Annotated in this window: 17 protein-coding genes and 1 pseudogene; 10 read left to right on the forward strand and 8 right to left on the reverse strand. The window is 64.7% G+C overall.

What is annotated here, in order from left to right:
- Together A2J02_RS28295 and A2J02_RS15430 are read left to right on the forward strand one after the other, a co-directional pair.
- Positions 1 to 207: pseudogene (locus A2J02_RS28295) on the forward strand (prolipoprotein diacylglyceryl transferase family protein); the annotation flags it as partial.
- Between the two features lie 17 nt (positions 208 to 224).
- On the forward strand, positions 225 to 701 hold the full coding sequence (locus A2J02_RS15430; RefSeq protein ID WP_231578189.1) for a rhodanese-like domain-containing protein: 477 nt from the start codon (positions 225 to 227) through the stop codon (positions 699 to 701).
- 349 nt (positions 702 to 1,050) lie between these two features.
- On the opposite strand, the gene A2J02_RS27735 is transcribed toward A2J02_RS15430, so the two are convergent.
- The 5 genes from A2J02_RS27735 to A2J02_RS15455 form a co-directional block, all read right to left on the reverse strand.
- A complete protein-coding gene (locus A2J02_RS27735; protein WP_156516238.1) occupies positions 1,051 to 1,197 on the reverse strand; it encodes a hypothetical protein in 147 nt (48 codons plus the stop codon).
- Positions 1,198 to 1,371: 174 nt separating this feature from the next.
- Positions 1,372 to 2,334 (reverse strand): M56 family metallopeptidase, encoded by a 963-nt coding sequence (locus A2J02_RS15440; RefSeq protein ID WP_032375712.1) that lies wholly within the window; start codon positions 2,332 to 2,334, stop codon positions 1,372 to 1,374.
- Positions 2,331 to 2,687: a BlaI/MecI/CopY family transcriptional regulator gene (locus A2J02_RS15445; RefSeq protein ID WP_032375711.1), complete on the reverse strand. Its 357-nt coding sequence runs from the start codon at positions 2,685 to 2,687 to the stop codon at positions 2,331 to 2,333. The genes A2J02_RS15440 and A2J02_RS15445 overlap by 4 nt, the downstream gene beginning before the upstream one ends.
- 121 nt (positions 2,688 to 2,808) lie before the next feature.
- The gene (locus A2J02_RS15450) at positions 2,809 to 4,308 is read right to left on the reverse strand and encodes a multicopper oxidase family protein (protein WP_032375791.1); all 1,500 of its coding nucleotides are present in this window, start codon (positions 4,306 to 4,308) and stop codon (positions 2,809 to 2,811) included.
- Between the two features lie 97 nt (positions 4,309 to 4,405).
- Positions 4,406 to 4,993, reverse strand: a complete 588-nt coding sequence (locus tag A2J02_RS15455; protein WP_080733473.1) for a TlpA family protein disulfide reductase — start codon at positions 4,991 to 4,993, stop codon at positions 4,406 to 4,408.
- 496 nt (positions 4,994 to 5,489) lie between these two features.
- Between A2J02_RS15455 and A2J02_RS27265 the strand changes: the two genes are divergently transcribed.
- The gene (locus tag A2J02_RS27265) at positions 5,490 to 6,677 is read left to right on the forward strand and encodes a M23 family metallopeptidase (protein ID WP_230593571.1); all 1,188 of its coding nucleotides are present in this window, start codon (positions 5,490 to 5,492) and stop codon (positions 6,675 to 6,677) included.
- Positions 6,678 to 6,878: 201 nt separating this feature from the next.
- On the opposite strand, the gene A2J02_RS15465 is transcribed toward A2J02_RS27265, so the two are convergent.
- Both A2J02_RS15465 and lnt read right to left on the reverse strand, forming a co-directional pair.
- Positions 6,879 to 7,664: a M23 family metallopeptidase gene (locus A2J02_RS15465; protein ID WP_231911468.1), complete on the reverse strand. Its 786-nt coding sequence runs from the start codon at positions 7,662 to 7,664 to the stop codon at positions 6,879 to 6,881.
- 163 nt (positions 7,665 to 7,827) lie between these two features.
- Positions 7,828 to 9,426 (reverse strand): apolipoprotein N-acyltransferase, encoded by a 1,599-nt coding sequence (gene lnt / locus A2J02_RS15470; RefSeq protein WP_080733460.1) that lies wholly within the window; start codon positions 9,424 to 9,426, stop codon positions 7,828 to 7,830.
- Positions 9,427 to 9,668: 242 nt separating this feature from the next.
- Between lnt and A2J02_RS15475 the strand changes: the two genes are divergently transcribed.
- The 4 genes from A2J02_RS15475 to A2J02_RS15490 all read left to right on the forward strand — a co-directional run bounded on the left by A2J02_RS15475 (position 9,669) and on the right by A2J02_RS15490 (position 12,860).
- A complete protein-coding gene (locus A2J02_RS15475) occupies positions 9,669 to 9,869 on the forward strand; it encodes a hypothetical protein (RefSeq protein ID WP_141215005.1) in 201 nt (66 codons plus the stop codon).
- 46 nt (positions 9,870 to 9,915) lie between these two features.
- The gene (locus tag A2J02_RS15480; protein WP_230593569.1) at positions 9,916 to 10,335 is read left to right on the forward strand and encodes a hypothetical protein; all 420 of its coding nucleotides are present in this window, start codon (positions 9,916 to 9,918) and stop codon (positions 10,333 to 10,335) included.
- A gap of 108 nt (positions 10,336 to 10,443) precedes the next feature.
- Positions 10,444 to 11,574, forward strand: coding sequence for a PLP-dependent cysteine synthase family protein (locus A2J02_RS15485; RefSeq protein ID WP_032375708.1), 1,131 nt, complete (start codon positions 10,444 to 10,446; stop codon positions 11,572 to 11,574).
- Entirely contained in the window at positions 11,571 to 12,860 is a 1,290-nt protein-coding gene (locus A2J02_RS15490; protein WP_032375707.1) for an MFS transporter, read from the forward strand. Before A2J02_RS15485 ends, A2J02_RS15490 begins: the two co-directional genes overlap by 4 nt.
- Before the next feature lie 147 nt (positions 12,861 to 13,007).
- Here A2J02_RS15490 and A2J02_RS15495 read toward each other — a convergent pair whose 3' ends face one another.
- Complete coding sequence (locus A2J02_RS15495) at positions 13,008 to 13,247, reverse strand: DUF4396 domain-containing protein (RefSeq protein WP_032375706.1); 240 nt, start codon at positions 13,245 to 13,247, stop codon at positions 13,008 to 13,010.
- Between the two features lie 403 nt (positions 13,248 to 13,650).
- On the opposite strand from A2J02_RS15495, the gene A2J02_RS15500 reads away from it, so the two are divergent.
- The 3 genes from A2J02_RS15500 to A2J02_RS15510 all read left to right on the forward strand — a co-directional run.
- Complete coding sequence (locus A2J02_RS15500) at positions 13,651 to 13,854, forward strand: heavy-metal-associated domain-containing protein (RefSeq protein ID WP_032375705.1); 204 nt, start codon at positions 13,651 to 13,653, stop codon at positions 13,852 to 13,854.
- 32 nt (positions 13,855 to 13,886) lie between these two features.
- The gene (locus A2J02_RS15505; protein ID WP_032375704.1) at positions 13,887 to 14,150 is read left to right on the forward strand and encodes a hypothetical protein; all 264 of its coding nucleotides are present in this window, start codon (positions 13,887 to 13,889) and stop codon (positions 14,148 to 14,150) included.
- Between the two features lie 29 nt (positions 14,151 to 14,179).
- The coding region (locus A2J02_RS15510; RefSeq protein ID WP_197478041.1) for a heavy metal translocating P-type ATPase at positions 14,180 to 15,040 on the forward strand (861 nt) is incomplete at its 3' end.

Below are 15,040 nucleotides of genomic sequence, written 5' to 3' on the forward strand. Positions count from 1 at the left end.
GGAGTTGCGCTCGCCGCGGTACTTCAGGTCGACCTTCCCGTCGGAGGGCTGGTCTTCCTGGGGAGTATTGCCGCATACACATTGGTCCGGCAAGGCCTGTTTCTGTTTCGAGTGGACGCGCACACTCGTCGAGGCCGACTCACTGTCTCGCTCATCTGCTGCGCGGTCCTCATCGGCGTCCTCGCAGCGTCGCAGGTGCTCTCGTGATCACCGAACGTATTTTTATGCGTGTGCCTTTCGGTGATCACCTCGATGCGATGGCACCGCATTCGGTGTCCCGATCGACGCTCCGTAGTCCGGCATCGATACTGACTGTCCTCGTCCTTGCACTCGCTGGATGTACCGGCGGCGAGGTCTCTGAGCCCACCGCGTCGATGCCCGTTGCTACACGGGCGGAACTGCTCGATCCCGCTGACTTCGCCGCCGCAATCGCCGATCCCGCCCGAGTCACGATCAACGTCCATACCCCCGACGAGGGCCAGCTCCCGGGAACCGACTCGAGCCTTCCCTTCGACCAGATCCGACAACAGGCCGCGACGTTGCCGCCCGACCGGACCACGCCGCTGGCGATCTACTGCCGTACCGGGACAATGAGCGCCACCGCTGCGAAAGAACTGGCCTCTCTCGGCTACACCGATGTCGTCGAACTACAAGGCGGCATGCTCGCGTGGCGAAACACCGGACGAACCATCGGAGAATGATCACGCACGTTCCGCACCACCGCCCCCGAAGGTCGAGCACCAGAACCGATCCGGTGAAATCGAATGCCGAGATCGTCTTGGTCAGGGTTTACCAGGTCGGGACCGGACACTTCGCCGATGGTCCCGCTACTGCCGGGAAGTGAACCTATCGGTTTGCCAGCGGGCGCAAACGACGTCGAACGGGCCCCGGCCTGTACCGGCGAATCAGAACCTCGCCCGCTGTCACCCTCAGTGCTACCAGCGCAGGCGTGCCCTCGCCCCAGGTTGCCTTCTCCTCGGCGGTGGTTCGGCTCCGTCGGCCGACTCGCTCACGATCGACAACGTATGGACGTGCTGGCAGCGCGCGATGTCAGGCGAAGAACGAGACGGCCGGTCGTCGGAAGACGCGGGCGGCCCCTACACCGAGGCGTACAAGCGTGAGCGCCGCCGTCAAGGTCGGGGTTGGGTGGTCCTGATGGCGGGTGTCGTGATCGGTGCGACCCACGTCGTAATTCATCTCGGGCAGCTTCGGTTTCTTCCGAGCGCCGGATGGCAGGATCTCGCGGTCGGCTATCCGATGGCGATGGTCCTCGCGCTCGTCGGTCTCATGATGATCGCTTCCCGCACCCGAAAGCCGAGGGGCGAGTATTGCGGACTCGCTCCCGTGATCTGTAGTGCCGCGCGGGGCATTTCATCCCACCGCGCAGGATGCCAACGTCATGGCCCCCAGCAGGGCCACTACTGGTAACGCAGGCAGGGCAACGGCGGTGCACGCTACGAACGCCCGCGCCCACCGGAGGGGAGCATGCGGGATCACTCGGTCCACGGCGAGACGATCGAGCCGCACAACGGTGGCATCGGAAACCATACCGAGGGCGGGCAGAGGAACAGGGTGCGGGCGCAGCGAAGTCAGAGCGCGCCGCACGGGGTCTCGTCCGTGCGAGCGGGCTGCGCGGGCGTCCGCGTCGAGTTCGACCAGAGCGCGCACGAGCGAAGGTGACGCTCGCATGATCGGTAGCCACGGAAACGCATAGGCCACCGACTCGGCAATGCCTACGAGCAGATGATGCCGGCCATCGATGTGTGCACGTTCGTGTGCGAGGACCGCCTCGACTTCAGCAGGCGTCAACTGCGTACGCAGCCCCTCGCTGGCCACGACCATCGCCGGTCGTCCCGCGACGCTGTACGCGAGAGGACTGTCCAACGGAAGCCACAAGGTCGACGCGGGTTGATTCGAACCGGAAAACCCGACGCCTCCAGCGATGATGCGCAGCAGATCGATGTGCCGCTCGTACACTCGCCGTCGCTCACACACTGCGCGCCTCAGGTGGACGATCCAGCGGACTGCGCCGCAGCCCAACATCGCAATCCCGACAACCCCGACGATGGCCTCGACGCGGGCAGGTATGTCGCCCTGAAGGGCGAGCCAGCATTGGTGTGCGATGTCGACCAGGGTCGTCACGCCCCCATGACTGGGGATCGCACTGAGCACGACCGGTACCGCAATGCTGACCAAGGTGCCCACAACGAGCGCCGACCACGTCAAGAGCGTGACGTGCGCATCGATACCTCTGTCGATCATCGACCTCATCAGCAATGGCGCGGCAGCCGCAACCAACAGCCCACCGAGGGCCCACAGGAGTACGGCAGTCACCTCTGACGCTCTTTCAGACCGCGGGTGAGCACCTTCGATTCGTCATCGGAAGCGCCGCGGGCGAAGTGCAGCAGCACGCTCGTCGGGTCGCCGGTCGATTCGAGAAGTATTCGCAAGGCGTCGGAGGCGGCTTCTTCCCTGCTTCGGGTGGCTTCGTACCAATATGCCCGTCCGTTGCGTTGTCGGTGTACCCAGCCTTTACGGTGCAAATTGTCGAGCACCGTCTGAATCGTGGTGTACGCCGGTTCTCGACCGTCCTCGAGTTGATCGATGACATCACGAACCCGGACTGCGGCGCTGGTATTCCACACCACGTCCATCACCAGAGCTTCGAGCTCTCCCAAACCCTGCATGAGTGCCTCCTAGGCGCGTGTTCACTCTATCCCGTCGAACGAGCCAGCTACGTGATCCTTCGGTAGCGAGCACCCTGGTCCGAGAGGTTTGCATGCCTCGAATACGAATGCGGCCGTAGGCTCACGCCAGGTAGGACACCGATGTCATCATTCCCGCTTCCCCGTGATAGAGGTTGTGGCAGTGCAGAAGCCACTGGCCGGGATTGTCGGTGTCGAAGTCGACTTCGACAGTTTGGTTCGGCAAGACCAGCGAGGTGTCCTTCCGGGGGCCTGATCCGGCACCGTTGACAACCTCGAAGGTGTGTCCGTGCAGATGCATGGGATGAAACATCGTGGTGGCGTTGACGAAGCGAAGTCGTACTCTTTCGCCTTCGCGAACGTCGAGGGGGGTGTGCTGCTCGTACGTCTCACCGTTGAGCGTCCAGGTGTACCCGCCCATCTCCATCCCGAGAGCGATGTCGTACGTGCGATCCGGCTCGCGTGCGGACAAGCGGACCGTATCGAGCGACATCAGTTGATCAGCCATCACCGGGGCTGCAGAGAGTTCGGCAGGCCGGACTGAGGACTGCGGCGCGGCGCCTGGCCCGGTACGCAACACAGCGAACCCGCTCCCGTCCTTACCTTCCGCGGCGGCGACAATCGGAAACGCCCCGTCCTGCAAGGTGATGATTGCGTCGTAACGCTCTCCCATCCCTATCAACAAGCATTGCGCCTGCTCGGGCTGAACCGGAAATCCGTCGCTGTGAGTAACAGTGAGAGGATGCCCCCCCACTGCGAAACGGAAGGCCGTGTCGGCAGCTGCGTTGATGATGCGCAGGCGCAGCCGCTGGCCCGGCCGTCCGCCGAGCACGATGGGGTCGGCGGCGATCTTGCCGTTGATCAGGTAGTACGGGTAGCTCACGTCGCCGGTGTCGCCACCGAGAGGCGACTGGGCGGTGGGCGCGCTCATCGACATGCCGCCCATCGACATGCCCTCGCTGCGCAGCCGTTCGAGTTCTCGATCGGGGTCGCCGGCTACCCCGTCGAGCCAGTCGTCCAGGACCAGGACGGCTTCGAGGTCGTAGTCCGAGCCGTCGGCGGGGTCCTCGACGATCAGCGGTGCATACAGTCCTCTGTCGAGTTGGGTACCGACGTGAGGGTGAAAGAAGTACGTGCCCGCGTCGGGCACGGTGAAGTCGTAGCCGAACGAGTCACCGGAAGCCACAGCCGGCTGAGTCAGGCCCGGCACTCCGTCCATGTCGTTGCGCAAGGCGATTCCGTGCCAATGGATCGTCGTCTCCTGCTCGAGGCGGTTGTCGAGCTGTGCGCGCAACACATCACCTCGGCTCAGGCGAATCTCGGCACCGGGGAGTCTGTCGCCGAAAGTCCAGGTCTGTACCTGCACTCCGCCGAGGTCGATCGTGCTCGACTGAGCTCTCAAGGAAATATCGACTTGTCTGCCGACGGCCGAGCGCCGCGCGTCCTCGGCCTGTCCCACCACATCGGAGTCCGGTCCGACAACTGTCGCTGCGGACGAGCCATTGCCGCATGCCGCCAACACGACGGCACTCGTTCCGGCCGCGCTCAGCGCGAGAAAGTTGCGGCGCGTGAGCGAGAACGCACCTGCCCGCTGCCTGGTCATACACATCTCCCAATTCTGTAGAAGTCCGTCCGCCGGCGGGCGTTCGATCCTCGCCGCGTTGCTGGTGCTGGTGCTCGTGCTCGTGCTCGTGCTGAGATCAGCGCACAAGCGCTGTTACCGCCTCCCGCACCTGACTCGGGTCGTAGAACACCGGCGTCGAGGTGATGCGCTCGATCGTTCCATCGCTCTGGACCAAGAAACTCAGGGGCAGGACAGGGGGCGCGTCAAGTGTCTGCAACGCCGCGTCGGCCTGATCGAACGAGGGATAGTGCACTCCCAGCTCGGTGAGCAGGCTCAATGCCGCATCGGCATCGTCTTGGACGTTGAGACCGACGACCCGAACCGCATCCGGTTCTGCGGCGTACTGGGCCAGAACCGGAATCTCCTGTCTACACGGACCGCACCACGACGCCCAGACATTGAGCAATGTGGGTTGCCCAGCCAGGGAGGTCCCCAGATCGGATAAGTCCGACGTTCCCAAGCATCGTGCGGACGTACCGACGAGCTCGCCAGTTACGGGGGACGGAACCGGCGACGAGGTCGGGCACGGCTCGAGGGCAGCACGGGTAGCGATCACTGCCGACGGGAGATCCTCGTCCTCGACGTGAGGTGCCGATCCTGCGGACCCCACCGACTGGGTCGAGGGATCTCGAGACCACAATGCCAGCGCTCCAACAACTGTCACGATGACGATGATCGCAAGTAGGGACCAGCGTGTCGTCACCCGCTGCACCCTGCACCTCTGTCTCGTTCACCTCGACGATGTCTTCCGGTCTGTCAGCGTCATACTACACGATCTACTATCTTCGATAGTAGCAACGTGGATCCTGCACGCCGTCAACGCTTTCGCGGCCCCTTCACCCTCGGGCCTCACAGTGCCAGCACACAGCTCTCCGGCCGTTCGCCGAAGACGACCGTCCCCATCGAGGCGCACGATGAAGGCCGTCCAGCGACGCCGAGTCCTTCTGGCGCAGAAGATATTACGTACATGAACTTCGGCTCCCGAGAAACAACCCGACGATCGAAATGGGTCGCAGGGTGCGAATGTTACCGATGTAATTCACTGTGACTGATGGTGCTTGTGCGGAAAGGGTGTAATAGTGATGCGGCGTGTCGCCTTGACTCGAAGGCGACCTGAATTACTGCCAGGTATGCAGTTGCCGTCCAGGAGGACCACCGACATGAGACCTCTGCCCTCGTCCTCGTACATGGCGCACCGAACTCGGTGGGGTACTCGCATCCTCGTCGGTACCGCGTTCGTGGGAGGCATCCTCGCGCTGGCACCCACGGCGTCTGCAGCCCCGGACGCCGATCCGGCTGCGCCGCCGCCTGCCTTCCCCGCGCAGGCCCAATCGGACCCGCACGTCCAACAGGAGGTCCTCGATCTCGTCGTCGGCGCACTACGCGAGATTCGCGCCAACGGCGCTCTCGACGACCTGGCCGGCCCACAGAGCCGCATCGTCTCCTGCCTCGTGGGCACGATCGGAGCCACCGATACAGCTGACGGACCAACGGGAGCCCTTTCGCGACTGATCCCCTGTCTCGCGCCGATCGACGACATCGACCCCACAGTTCTCCCCCGACTGGTGTCGTCGATGGACGTCGCCACACTTGCATCCACACTCGCGGCCGCCGAGACTCCCCACGATCCGGCCACCCCGCACACCTCGTCGCGCGGACATGCGGCGGTCCCACCCGGCAGGTCGAACGCCGAGCCCTCGACCGAACAACCGACCGCCCAAGGCACCCAGGACACTCAGGACACTCAGGACACTCAGGACCCCGAGTCGGCCGCCGACCCGTCGACGCCCGAACTGCCCGCGCTCGAACCCGACGCCACTGTGCCTGAAACGTCGGCACCCGGCACGTCATCTGAAACAACGACACCCGAAACCACGACACCCGAGGCGGGCGATCATCCGTCGGCCGCCCCGCAATCCCCTACCGGCACAACAGGGTCGAGCAACGGAAAGTATCGTGCGCCGACAACAGGAACGTTGACCTCGACCTTCGGCGACGGCCGCGCCCATCAAGGAATCGACATCGCCAACTCCACCGGTACACCGATCGTCGCCGTTGCGGACGGCGACGTGATCAGCGCAGGACCGGCCCAGGGCTTCGGACTCTGGGTGCGCATACGCCACGATGACGGCACCGTAACGACCTACGGGCACAACAACGACAACCTCGTGACCGTAGGTCAACGCGTCACTGCTGGTGAAGAAATTGCGACGGTAGGAAACCGGGGTATCTCCACCGGTCCACATCTGCACTTCGAGGTCGACACACCCGCCGGCAACAAGGTCGACCCCAGACTTTGGCTCGCGGAACGCGGAGCCACCATCACCGGTTCGGACCGTGACTCGTAGTCGAGCCTCGACCGCACGGCCCGCCGATGGGAACGAATTCCGCACTGTTGCACTGACTTCGGATGCGTCTCTGCGGTCTCGTTTTCACCATCAGACCTGAACCCTCGGTGCCTCGACATGTTCAGCGGGCGCGCAGTACGATCGCCCGCATTCCGGTAAGTTCGCCGTACCTACTGCGAGCCCGAGAGGTGAAACGGGGGCCTACGACCGAACAGCCGCGTCGGACAGCGCGACACCCCGAGAGGCGAGCCACTCCTGAGGATCGACCTTGCTCCCCGCCGCGTCGACGACCTCGAAATGCAGGTGAGGCCCGGTCGATTGGCCACGATTGCCGACAGTGGCGATCTGCTCACCGGCTTGCACTCGTTGCCCCACGGTCACCAAGGTTTGATCGATGTGCCCGTAGACCGTTGTCGTTCCATCGTCATGCTGAAGACGTACCCAGAGGCCGAAACCGTCTGCAGGACCGGAGTCGAGCACGGTAGCGTCGGCTGCCGCGTAGACGGGAGTTCCGATAGCGTTGGCGATGTCGAGCCCGGTGTGCGTAGTCCCCCATCGTGGACCGAAATCCGAGGTCAGGGTCCCGGCGACCGGACGAACGAACAGTGGTCGCAGCGCCGCTGCATCACGCGCAGCGCTCTCCTCTGCCCTTCGTTGCCCCTTCGCCAACTGCTCGATCGCATCGTTGATATTGGAGATCTCCGGTATGGCGAGGATCTGAGGCAAGTATTCGGCCACCGGGTCCTGCATCGGTGTCGCTTCGTGCACGGGGACTGCCTGCGCCTGGGCGGGACTCGCATATTGGGCACCCGCCGTGACCAGAGCGCCCGCTGCCACCGCAATACCGACAGCGACACTGCCGCGGCGCTCGGTGGCGCGCGCCCGAGCGCGATGCCGCCCTCTCGGCGTCACCGCCACTCCCGGCACGTCACAGTCCGACAACTGTCGACGTCGGTCGGTCATGCGGGTCATACGGTGTTGTGCCACAGCAGAGTCCTCGGTAATCGAATGGAGCGAGGCGTAATCATCGACGTGCGCACCTCACTGATGTATCGAACGGATCACGACGCGATAACGAAAAGATACACGACGAGTGGGGTAATTACTATCATGGTTAGTAGTTCGATGTCCCCCGCAGTGGTTTCGTGCCTCACAGCGCGGTAGCACCGGACGTCGACGGTCGGAGACCATCGGCCGGCGAACGCTGCCTTCTCCATGCGAGAGCACACCCCACGACAGCAAGAACGACCGCGGCGTACTCCGGAAGCGGTCCCAGCTTTGTCGCCCACGTCGATCTCGTTTCCAGGGCAACATCAGCGACCAACGTCTGCGCAGCGAACAAGCCCGAACGATCTGCGACCTTCCCCTGTGGGTCGATGACGGCACTGACCCCACTGGTCGCCGCAACGAGAACAGTCCTGTTGTGCTCGACCGCCCGCAGCCGCGACATCGCCAACTGCTGGTAGGTCATATCGGTGCGCCCGAACGTCGCATTGTTGGTGGGGACCGTGATCAGCTGCGCCCCCGCACGCACGGAGTCGGTGACCAGCTCGTCGAACGCGACCTCGTAACAGGTGGCGACGGCCGTCGGAATTCCGGCGATATCGACGACACCGTCGCCCGACCCGGGAACGAAGTTACCGGCCTGCGAGGCGTAGGAGGACAACCTCGTCATCACAGATCGCATCGGGAGATACTCTCCGAAAGGAACAAGTTTGCGTTTGTCGTGTCGCTCCCCCGGTCCGAGTACCGGATCCCACACGATCGAGGTATTCATCGAGGTGCCGTCGTCGTTACCGAGCACAGCTCCGACCAGAATCGGCACCCCGACCGACCGCGCTGCAGCGTCGATCCCGGCAGTGGCGTCGGCGTTGCGCAGTGGGTCGATATCGGATGCATTCTCCGGCCAGATCACCAGGTCGGGAGCGGGCACCCTGCCGGCGGTGATGTCGTCCCCGAGCTGCATTGTTCGCTCGATGTGATTGTCGAGAACTGCTCGACGTTGCGAGTTGAAGTCCAGACCCGACCGCGGAACGTTGCCTTGAACAACGGCGACCGTCGCACGCGCTGCGCCTGCATCGTCAGCGGGAGTGAGCGCGAAAGCCAGAGCCGGCACGATCACCACAGTGGCCACCGACCCGACTGCGAATCGCGGCGTCGGCGGGCGTACCTGGCGGACCACACTGGCCAGTGCCGCGCCGATCACTGCGACTGCAAAAGATACACCGGGCGCACCGGCGAACGCGGCAAGCGAGAGCAGAGGGCCGTCTGCTTGGGCGAAAGCTAGTTTCCCCCACGGAAATCCCCCGAACGGAATCCGTGCGCGCAGACCTTCGGTGGCGGTCCAGATCGCGGCGATCCACAGCGGTTCGAAGCGCAACCCGGACACTGCGGCCGCTGCAGCGCAGAACAGTGCCACTGCTATCGCTTGGATCGCCGCGAGCGCCAGCCACGGCGGGGCACCGACGTAGACACCCACCCAGGGCAGCAGAGGCAGAAAGAACGCCAATCCCGACAGATACCCGTAGAAGAACGCCGCCCGGATGGAACGGCCGCGGATGACGAGAACAAGAACCCCGACACCCAACGGCGCGAGGAACCACAGCGACCGAGGTGGAAAGCCCGCGTACAACAGCACACCAGCAGATACCGCACACGATGACCTGCCTGCTATCGCGGTGAACACACGGCGACGTCGGGTTCGTCGGTGACGGTTCACTGTTGTTGCGCTGGACTCGATATCGAGCATGCCTGCATGGCTCTTTTCTCATGTACGGCATAGCGCCACCTGACCACCCTCGGTTACTACTATGCACGATAGTAGTAACAGCGGTGAGCCCGGACCGGCTCCCCCGCCGACACCGCGCCTCTGCGACGTCGATGCATACCCCGGGATATCGACCGCGCACCTTCGCTGTGCCCTTTGTCCTTCGCGGTGCCCTTCGTGGCCGGGCATCGACCGGTGCACGGACCACCCTCGGCTCGCACAAGATGCGTGCTGGACCCCGGGATGGAGACTGGCTTCTACCGCGCCGCAGCACGCCGACATATGCGGGTGCATCTGCTCTGGCGGCCATCATGATCACCGCCCCGATCGTCCTGGCCGTGTTCGACGTGACCAGAAACATGTGGTGCCTGCGGGCGGGCGGTGTGACCGCCCGATTCGGCGGCGGCACATCAGGGGCACCCTGAATGGGTTTGGGCCAACCCAGTTTCCGGCTGCTACCGTCGAGGCGTTGTGAGAATCTCTGCGCTGGGCCCGCCGCGCCTGCGGACGGTTATCGCAGTCGCCGCTGTCCTGTATTTGTTGGCTCACACCATCGCTCAATGCGGCATCGCCTGGGAACAGGACCATCACAGCGACGGCGTACACATCGTTTCGTCCTCGTCTCAGGCCGCCGCGGAACTCTCCCCCAACCACGCGCACATCGACGACGGATCGCCCCACATGGCGCACGATACGAACACCGTCATCGCAATGCCCCGATCCGACAACCCGCCCCGCCCATCGACCATCGCCGCGGTCGCAGCGATGGCCTTCGCTGTGGTGTTGGTGGCGATGTCTGCCCCGCGCATTTCGCGAGCCCCACCGGATCTACCCATTCCGATCCGGCACGGCCGAACCGTCTTGAACGAACTCTGTATCAACAGGTGCTGATCAGCAGCCCGCGGGCCATCCGAGGACTTCTCCTCTCATGGCCCAGTTCGTGCTGCCCATCACTCACTTACTGCGCTCCTCGCAGATCACATACAGGGACTACTCATCATGAACAGTGCTGTTCGCTCCACACTCGTGCCACCGTCCTCCGCCGGCCACATGTTGGCGACCGCCAAGAACTGCCCGGAACCGAGCACAATGGTCGGCAACACGCCCGTTCTGTGGATCGGTGAACCGTTCGCGGACTCCGGCCGCGGCTTCTGGGCGAAACTCGAAGGCAGCAATCCCGGTGGGATGAAAGACCGCCCCGCGCTGCACATGGTCGAAAAAGCCAAGGCCCGCGGCGACCTCGCTCCCGGCGCGATGATCATCGAATCCACCAGCGGAACCCTCGGCCTGGGTCTGGCCCTGGCCGGGATCACCCATCACCACCCCGTCACCCTCGTCGCCGACCCGGGACTGGAACCGATCGTGCACCGGATGCTCGCCGCGTACGGTGCCCGCGTCGAACTGGTCACCACACCGCACCCCGACGGCGGCTGGCAGCAGGCCCGGCGTGAGAAGGTCCGTGAGCTCCTCGATACACATCCAGGGTCGTGGTGCCCGGATCAGTACACCAACCCGGACAATGTCGAGGCGTACGAGTCGCTCGCTCACGAACTCATCGCCCAGCTCGGACGCGTCGACACCTTGGTTTGCTCGGTGGGCACCGGAGGGCACTCCGCCGGGGTGGCCCGGGTGCTCCGGCAGTTCTGCCCCGACCTGAAACTGGTCGGTGTCGACACCATCGGATCGACGATCTTCGGGCAACCCGCCAGCACTCGGCTCATGCGCGGGTTGGGTTCGAGCATCTATCCCGACAACATCGACTATCCCGCCTTCGACGAGGTGCACTGGGTGGCCCCGCACGAAGCGGTGTGGTCGTGCCGCACCCTGGCGGCGACGCACCACGCCAGCGGCGGCTGGAGCGTCGGGGCCGTCGCCCTCGCGGCCGGCTGGATCGCTCGCACCAGCCCGCCGGAGACCCGGGTCGCGGCCGTCTTCCCCGACGGACCGCAGCGCTACTTCGACACCATCTACAACGACGACTACTGCACCGAGCACGGCCTGCTCGACGTTGACCCGCCGACCGAGCCGACGACCATCGCCCACCCCACCGATGAGACTGTGACGTCGTGGACGCGGTGCGCCACCGTCGTCGATCCCACCGTCGTCGATCCCACCGAGAGCGTTCGATGAAAACTTTTCTGACCAAGTTCCGTAGCTTCGACCGGCCCAGCCAGGTGTTGATGGTCAACCAGTTCTCCATCAACGTCGGTTTCTACATGCTGATGCCGTACCTGGCCGGGTATCTGGCCGGTTCCCTGGGCCTGGCGGCGTGGGCGGTCGGGCTGGTGCTGGGGATGCGGAACTTCTCCCAGCAAGGGATGTTCCTGCTCGGCGGCACCCTCGCCGACCGCCTCGGATACAAACCCCTGATCGTCGCCGGCTGCCTGCTGCGAGTTGCCGGTTTCGTACTGCTCGCGGCCGTGGAATCGCTGCCGGCGATCCTGCTCGCCTCGGCCGCGACCGGGTTCGCCGGTGCGCTGTTCAACCCGGCCGTGCGGGCGTATCTGGCCGCCGACGCAGGGCCACGGCGGGTCGAGGCGTTCGCGGTGTTCAACGTGTTCTATCAGGCCGGGATTCTGCTGGGCCCGTTGATCGGTCTCGCTCTGACCACCCTCGACTTCCGAGTCACCTCACTGGCAGCGGCCGCGATTTTTGCTGTTCTGACGATCGTGCAGATTTGGACGCTCCCCGCGCACCGGGCCGAGACGACCGGGGCCACGACATCGGTACTCGAGGACTGGCGGGTGGTGATGGCCAACCGACCCTTCGTGCTGTTCGCGCTGGCGATGATCGGATCCTACGTGCTTTCGTTCCAGATCTATCTTGCGCTGCCGCTGCAGGCTGCGGTGGTAGTCGGTAACGGCAGGTCCGACACCGCTCTGGTGACCTCGTTGTTCGTGGTCTCCGGCGTGGTCGCGATCGCCGGGCAGTTCCGGATCACGTCCTGGTTGTCCCGCAGGTGGGGTTCGGGGCGAAGCGTGGTGGTCGGTATGGCAATCATGGCGCTGGCGTTCCTCCCGCTGATCGTGCTGCCGAGCCCGGCCGCGCTGGGCGGGTGGGCCGCCGCCGGTGCCCTGGTGTTCACCGCTGCACTGTTGGCGGTCGGCACCGCCGCGGTGTTTCCGTTCGAGATGGACACGGTGGTGACCCTGTCGGGCGGGAAGCTGGTGGCCACCCATTACGGGTTCTACAACACCATCGTCGGGGTCGGCATCCTGCTCGGCAACCTGGGTACAGGAGCCGTCTTCGGGCTTCTCAGCGACGCGCATCTGGGTGCACTGATCTGGGCGATACTGACCCTGGTCGGGGCGGCATCTGTGGCCGCTCTCTATGCGCTCGATCGATCCGACCGGCTCACCCCACCCCCCACCGAGACCACGGTGACCGAAAGCGGCGAGGTACCGGCCACCGGCTAGCGGCAGTGCACGCCGAGAAGTGGCCTGCATTGCCCACACCCGAGACCTCGACGATGATTGCCGAACACGAGGGTATCGACGCGGCACCGTTCACGACTATCCACCGACCGGTGGCCCGCATTCACACGAATGCGGGCCACCCACACCTCAGGCGGGGGTACTGCGGTGACGTTGGAGGCGACGGACGACGGGGTAACCCGTGACCACCCCGAGGACGATACCGATTTGCATGAGCATCCAGAACGCAGCATCGGTGGCCGGTGGCATGGTCTCGGTGTAGTACAGCAGCAGCATCCAACCACCCATCCCGAGGTCGAACGCCAGTACGGTCAACGCAGCGACGCCGACCGCAGCCAGGACAGAACGCCGAATGGATTGCCTGCGCACCGACTACCGGTGTGATGGCCGAACGCTCGTATACGAAGAGCATGATCGTGGCCAGTATGGCGATGACGATGATCATCACCCAAAGAACACTCTGTCCGCACGAGATTCGACGTCGGCAAGGACGGAAGCGACATCATCGAGAAGATTGTGGGCATCTCTGCGCGCGCGTAATCCGCGTTCGTAGTAGCCGGAGTCGAGGACGCCCGCCGATGCAGGCTCTGGTGCGACGTTCGATTCTGGGTGCCGCTCCCGCATCCGAGGGCGGTGTTCCGGTCAGTGCCCAGGGTCATGCCGTAGCACCGGTGCGGCACATCTCGTTGCATACCGTAGGGGGGTATGGTAAATCTGTAAGTGGGTCGCGACGACCTCGATCACATTCCGAATCGAAGAAAGAAGGGCATCGATGAACACCACCGTCACCGTCACCGGAATGACCTGCGGGCACTGCGTCTCCTCGGTCCGAGAGGAGATCAGCGGCATCCCCGGTGTGACCGCCGTGAATGTCGACCTCGCGAGCGGCCGAGTCGATATCGACTCGGACACCCCGATCGAGCAGACGGCCATCGCCCACGCAGTCGACGAGGCCGGCTACCAGCTCGCCTCCTGATCGACACCAGACCCGGACAGGAGATTCGCACGATGAACGCATCATCGAAGTTCGTCGGATTCACCATCGCCCTAGCCGCGGTCTTCGGGCTCGCCTTCGGAGCCGGGGACGCCTTCGGCCCCGAAGGTGCCGCACCACCCGACACACACGACACCTCGACTCACGACGCCGCCGCGGTGTCCACTGCGGGCGGGCCCGTCGCCAATCAGAGACCTGGAGGATTGATGGTCACCGACAGCAGATACGCCGCGGTGCCCGCCGCCTCGGAGCCGATGCCCGCCGGGCACGGACACTGACACACCACCACACCCCGAGAGGAGCGACGATGAATCCCGTCACGCACCACCCCACCGCCGACGGCCGGGTCGAACTCGACATCAGTGGTATGACCTGCGCCTCCTGCGCGAACCGGATCGAGAAAAAGCTCAACAAGCTCGACGGTGTCACCGCGACGGTGAACTACGCCACCGAAAAAGCACGCGTCGACTACGTCGGTGATGTCTCGACCGAGGATCTCGTGGGCACCGTCGAGCAGGCCGGCTACACCGCCACGGTCCCCGCGCCCGCCGCCTCCTCCACCGACCCCGACGCGGCCGGGCCAGCCGAGATCGACCCCACCGCCTCGCTGCGCCAACGCCTGCTCATATCGCTGGTGCTCAGCGTGCCGGTGATCGCGATGGCCATGGTTCCGGTACTGCAGTTCACCAACTGGCAGTGGCTTTCCCTGACCCTCGCCGCACCCGTGGTGGTGTGGGGGGCATGGCCGTTCCACAAGGCCGCCTTCACCAATCTGCGGCACGCCACCTCAACGATGGACACCCTGATCTCGATGGGCACCATCGCAGCACTGGGGTGGTCGTTGTATGCCCTGTTCTGGGGCACCGCCGGAACGGCCGGCATGACACACCCGTTCGAGCTGACCATCTCCCGCTCCGACGGGGCCGGCAACATCTACCTCGAGGCCGCAGCCGGAGTCACCACCTTCATCCTCGCCGGCCGCTACTTCGAAGCACGCTCCAAGCGACGCGCCGGTGCCGCCCTGCGTGCCCTGCTCGAGCTCGGTGCCAAGGAAGTCTCCGTCCTGCGCGAGGGTGTCGAACAGCGCATCCCCACCGATCAACTCATCGTCGGTGACGAGTTCGTCGTCCGCCCCGGGGAGAAGATCGCCACCGACGGCGTGGTCGCC

It is taken from the genome of Rhodococcus sp. EPR-147, assembly GCF_001647185.1.
Classification (GTDB): domain Bacteria; phylum Actinomycetota; class Actinomycetes; order Mycobacteriales; family Mycobacteriaceae; genus Rhodococcoides.

Excerpts from the sequence above, each read along its gene's own strand:
- A2J02_RS15450 (WP_032375791.1), bottom strand. The coding sequence starts at position 4,308 with ATGACCAGGCAGCGGGCAGGTGCGTTCTCGCTCACGCGCCGCAACTTT.
- A2J02_RS27735 (WP_156516238.1), bottom strand. The coding sequence starts at position 1,197 with ATGAATTACGACGTGGGTCGCACCGATCACGACACCCGCCATCAGGAC.
- A2J02_RS27265 (WP_230593571.1), top strand. The coding sequence starts at position 5,490 with ATGAGACCTCTGCCCTCGTCCTCGTACATGGCGCACCGAACTCGGTGG.
- A2J02_RS15445 (WP_032375711.1), bottom strand. The coding sequence starts at position 2,687 with ATGCAGGGTTTGGGAGAGCTCGAAGCTCTGGTGATGGACGTGGTGTGG.
- A2J02_RS15430 (WP_231578189.1), top strand. The coding sequence starts at position 225 with ATGCGTGTGCCTTTCGGTGATCACCTCGATGCGATGGCACCGCATTCG.
- A2J02_RS15490 (WP_032375707.1), top strand. The coding sequence starts at position 11,571 with ATGAAAACTTTTCTGACCAAGTTCCGTAGCTTCGACCGGCCCAGCCAG.
- A2J02_RS15485 (WP_032375708.1), top strand. The coding sequence starts at position 10,444 with ATGAACAGTGCTGTTCGCTCCACACTCGTGCCACCGTCCTCCGCCGGC.
- A2J02_RS15500 (WP_032375705.1), top strand. The coding sequence starts at position 13,651 with ATGAACACCACCGTCACCGTCACCGGAATGACCTGCGGGCACTGCGTC.
- A2J02_RS15505 (WP_032375704.1), top strand. The coding sequence starts at position 13,887 with ATGAACGCATCATCGAAGTTCGTCGGATTCACCATCGCCCTAGCCGCG.
- A2J02_RS15475 (WP_141215005.1), top strand. The coding sequence starts at position 9,669 with ATGCGTGCTGGACCCCGGGATGGAGACTGGCTTCTACCGCGCCGCAGC.
- lnt (WP_080733460.1), bottom strand. The coding sequence starts at position 9,426 with ATGCTCGATATCGAGTCCAGCGCAACAACAGTGAACCGTCACCGACGA.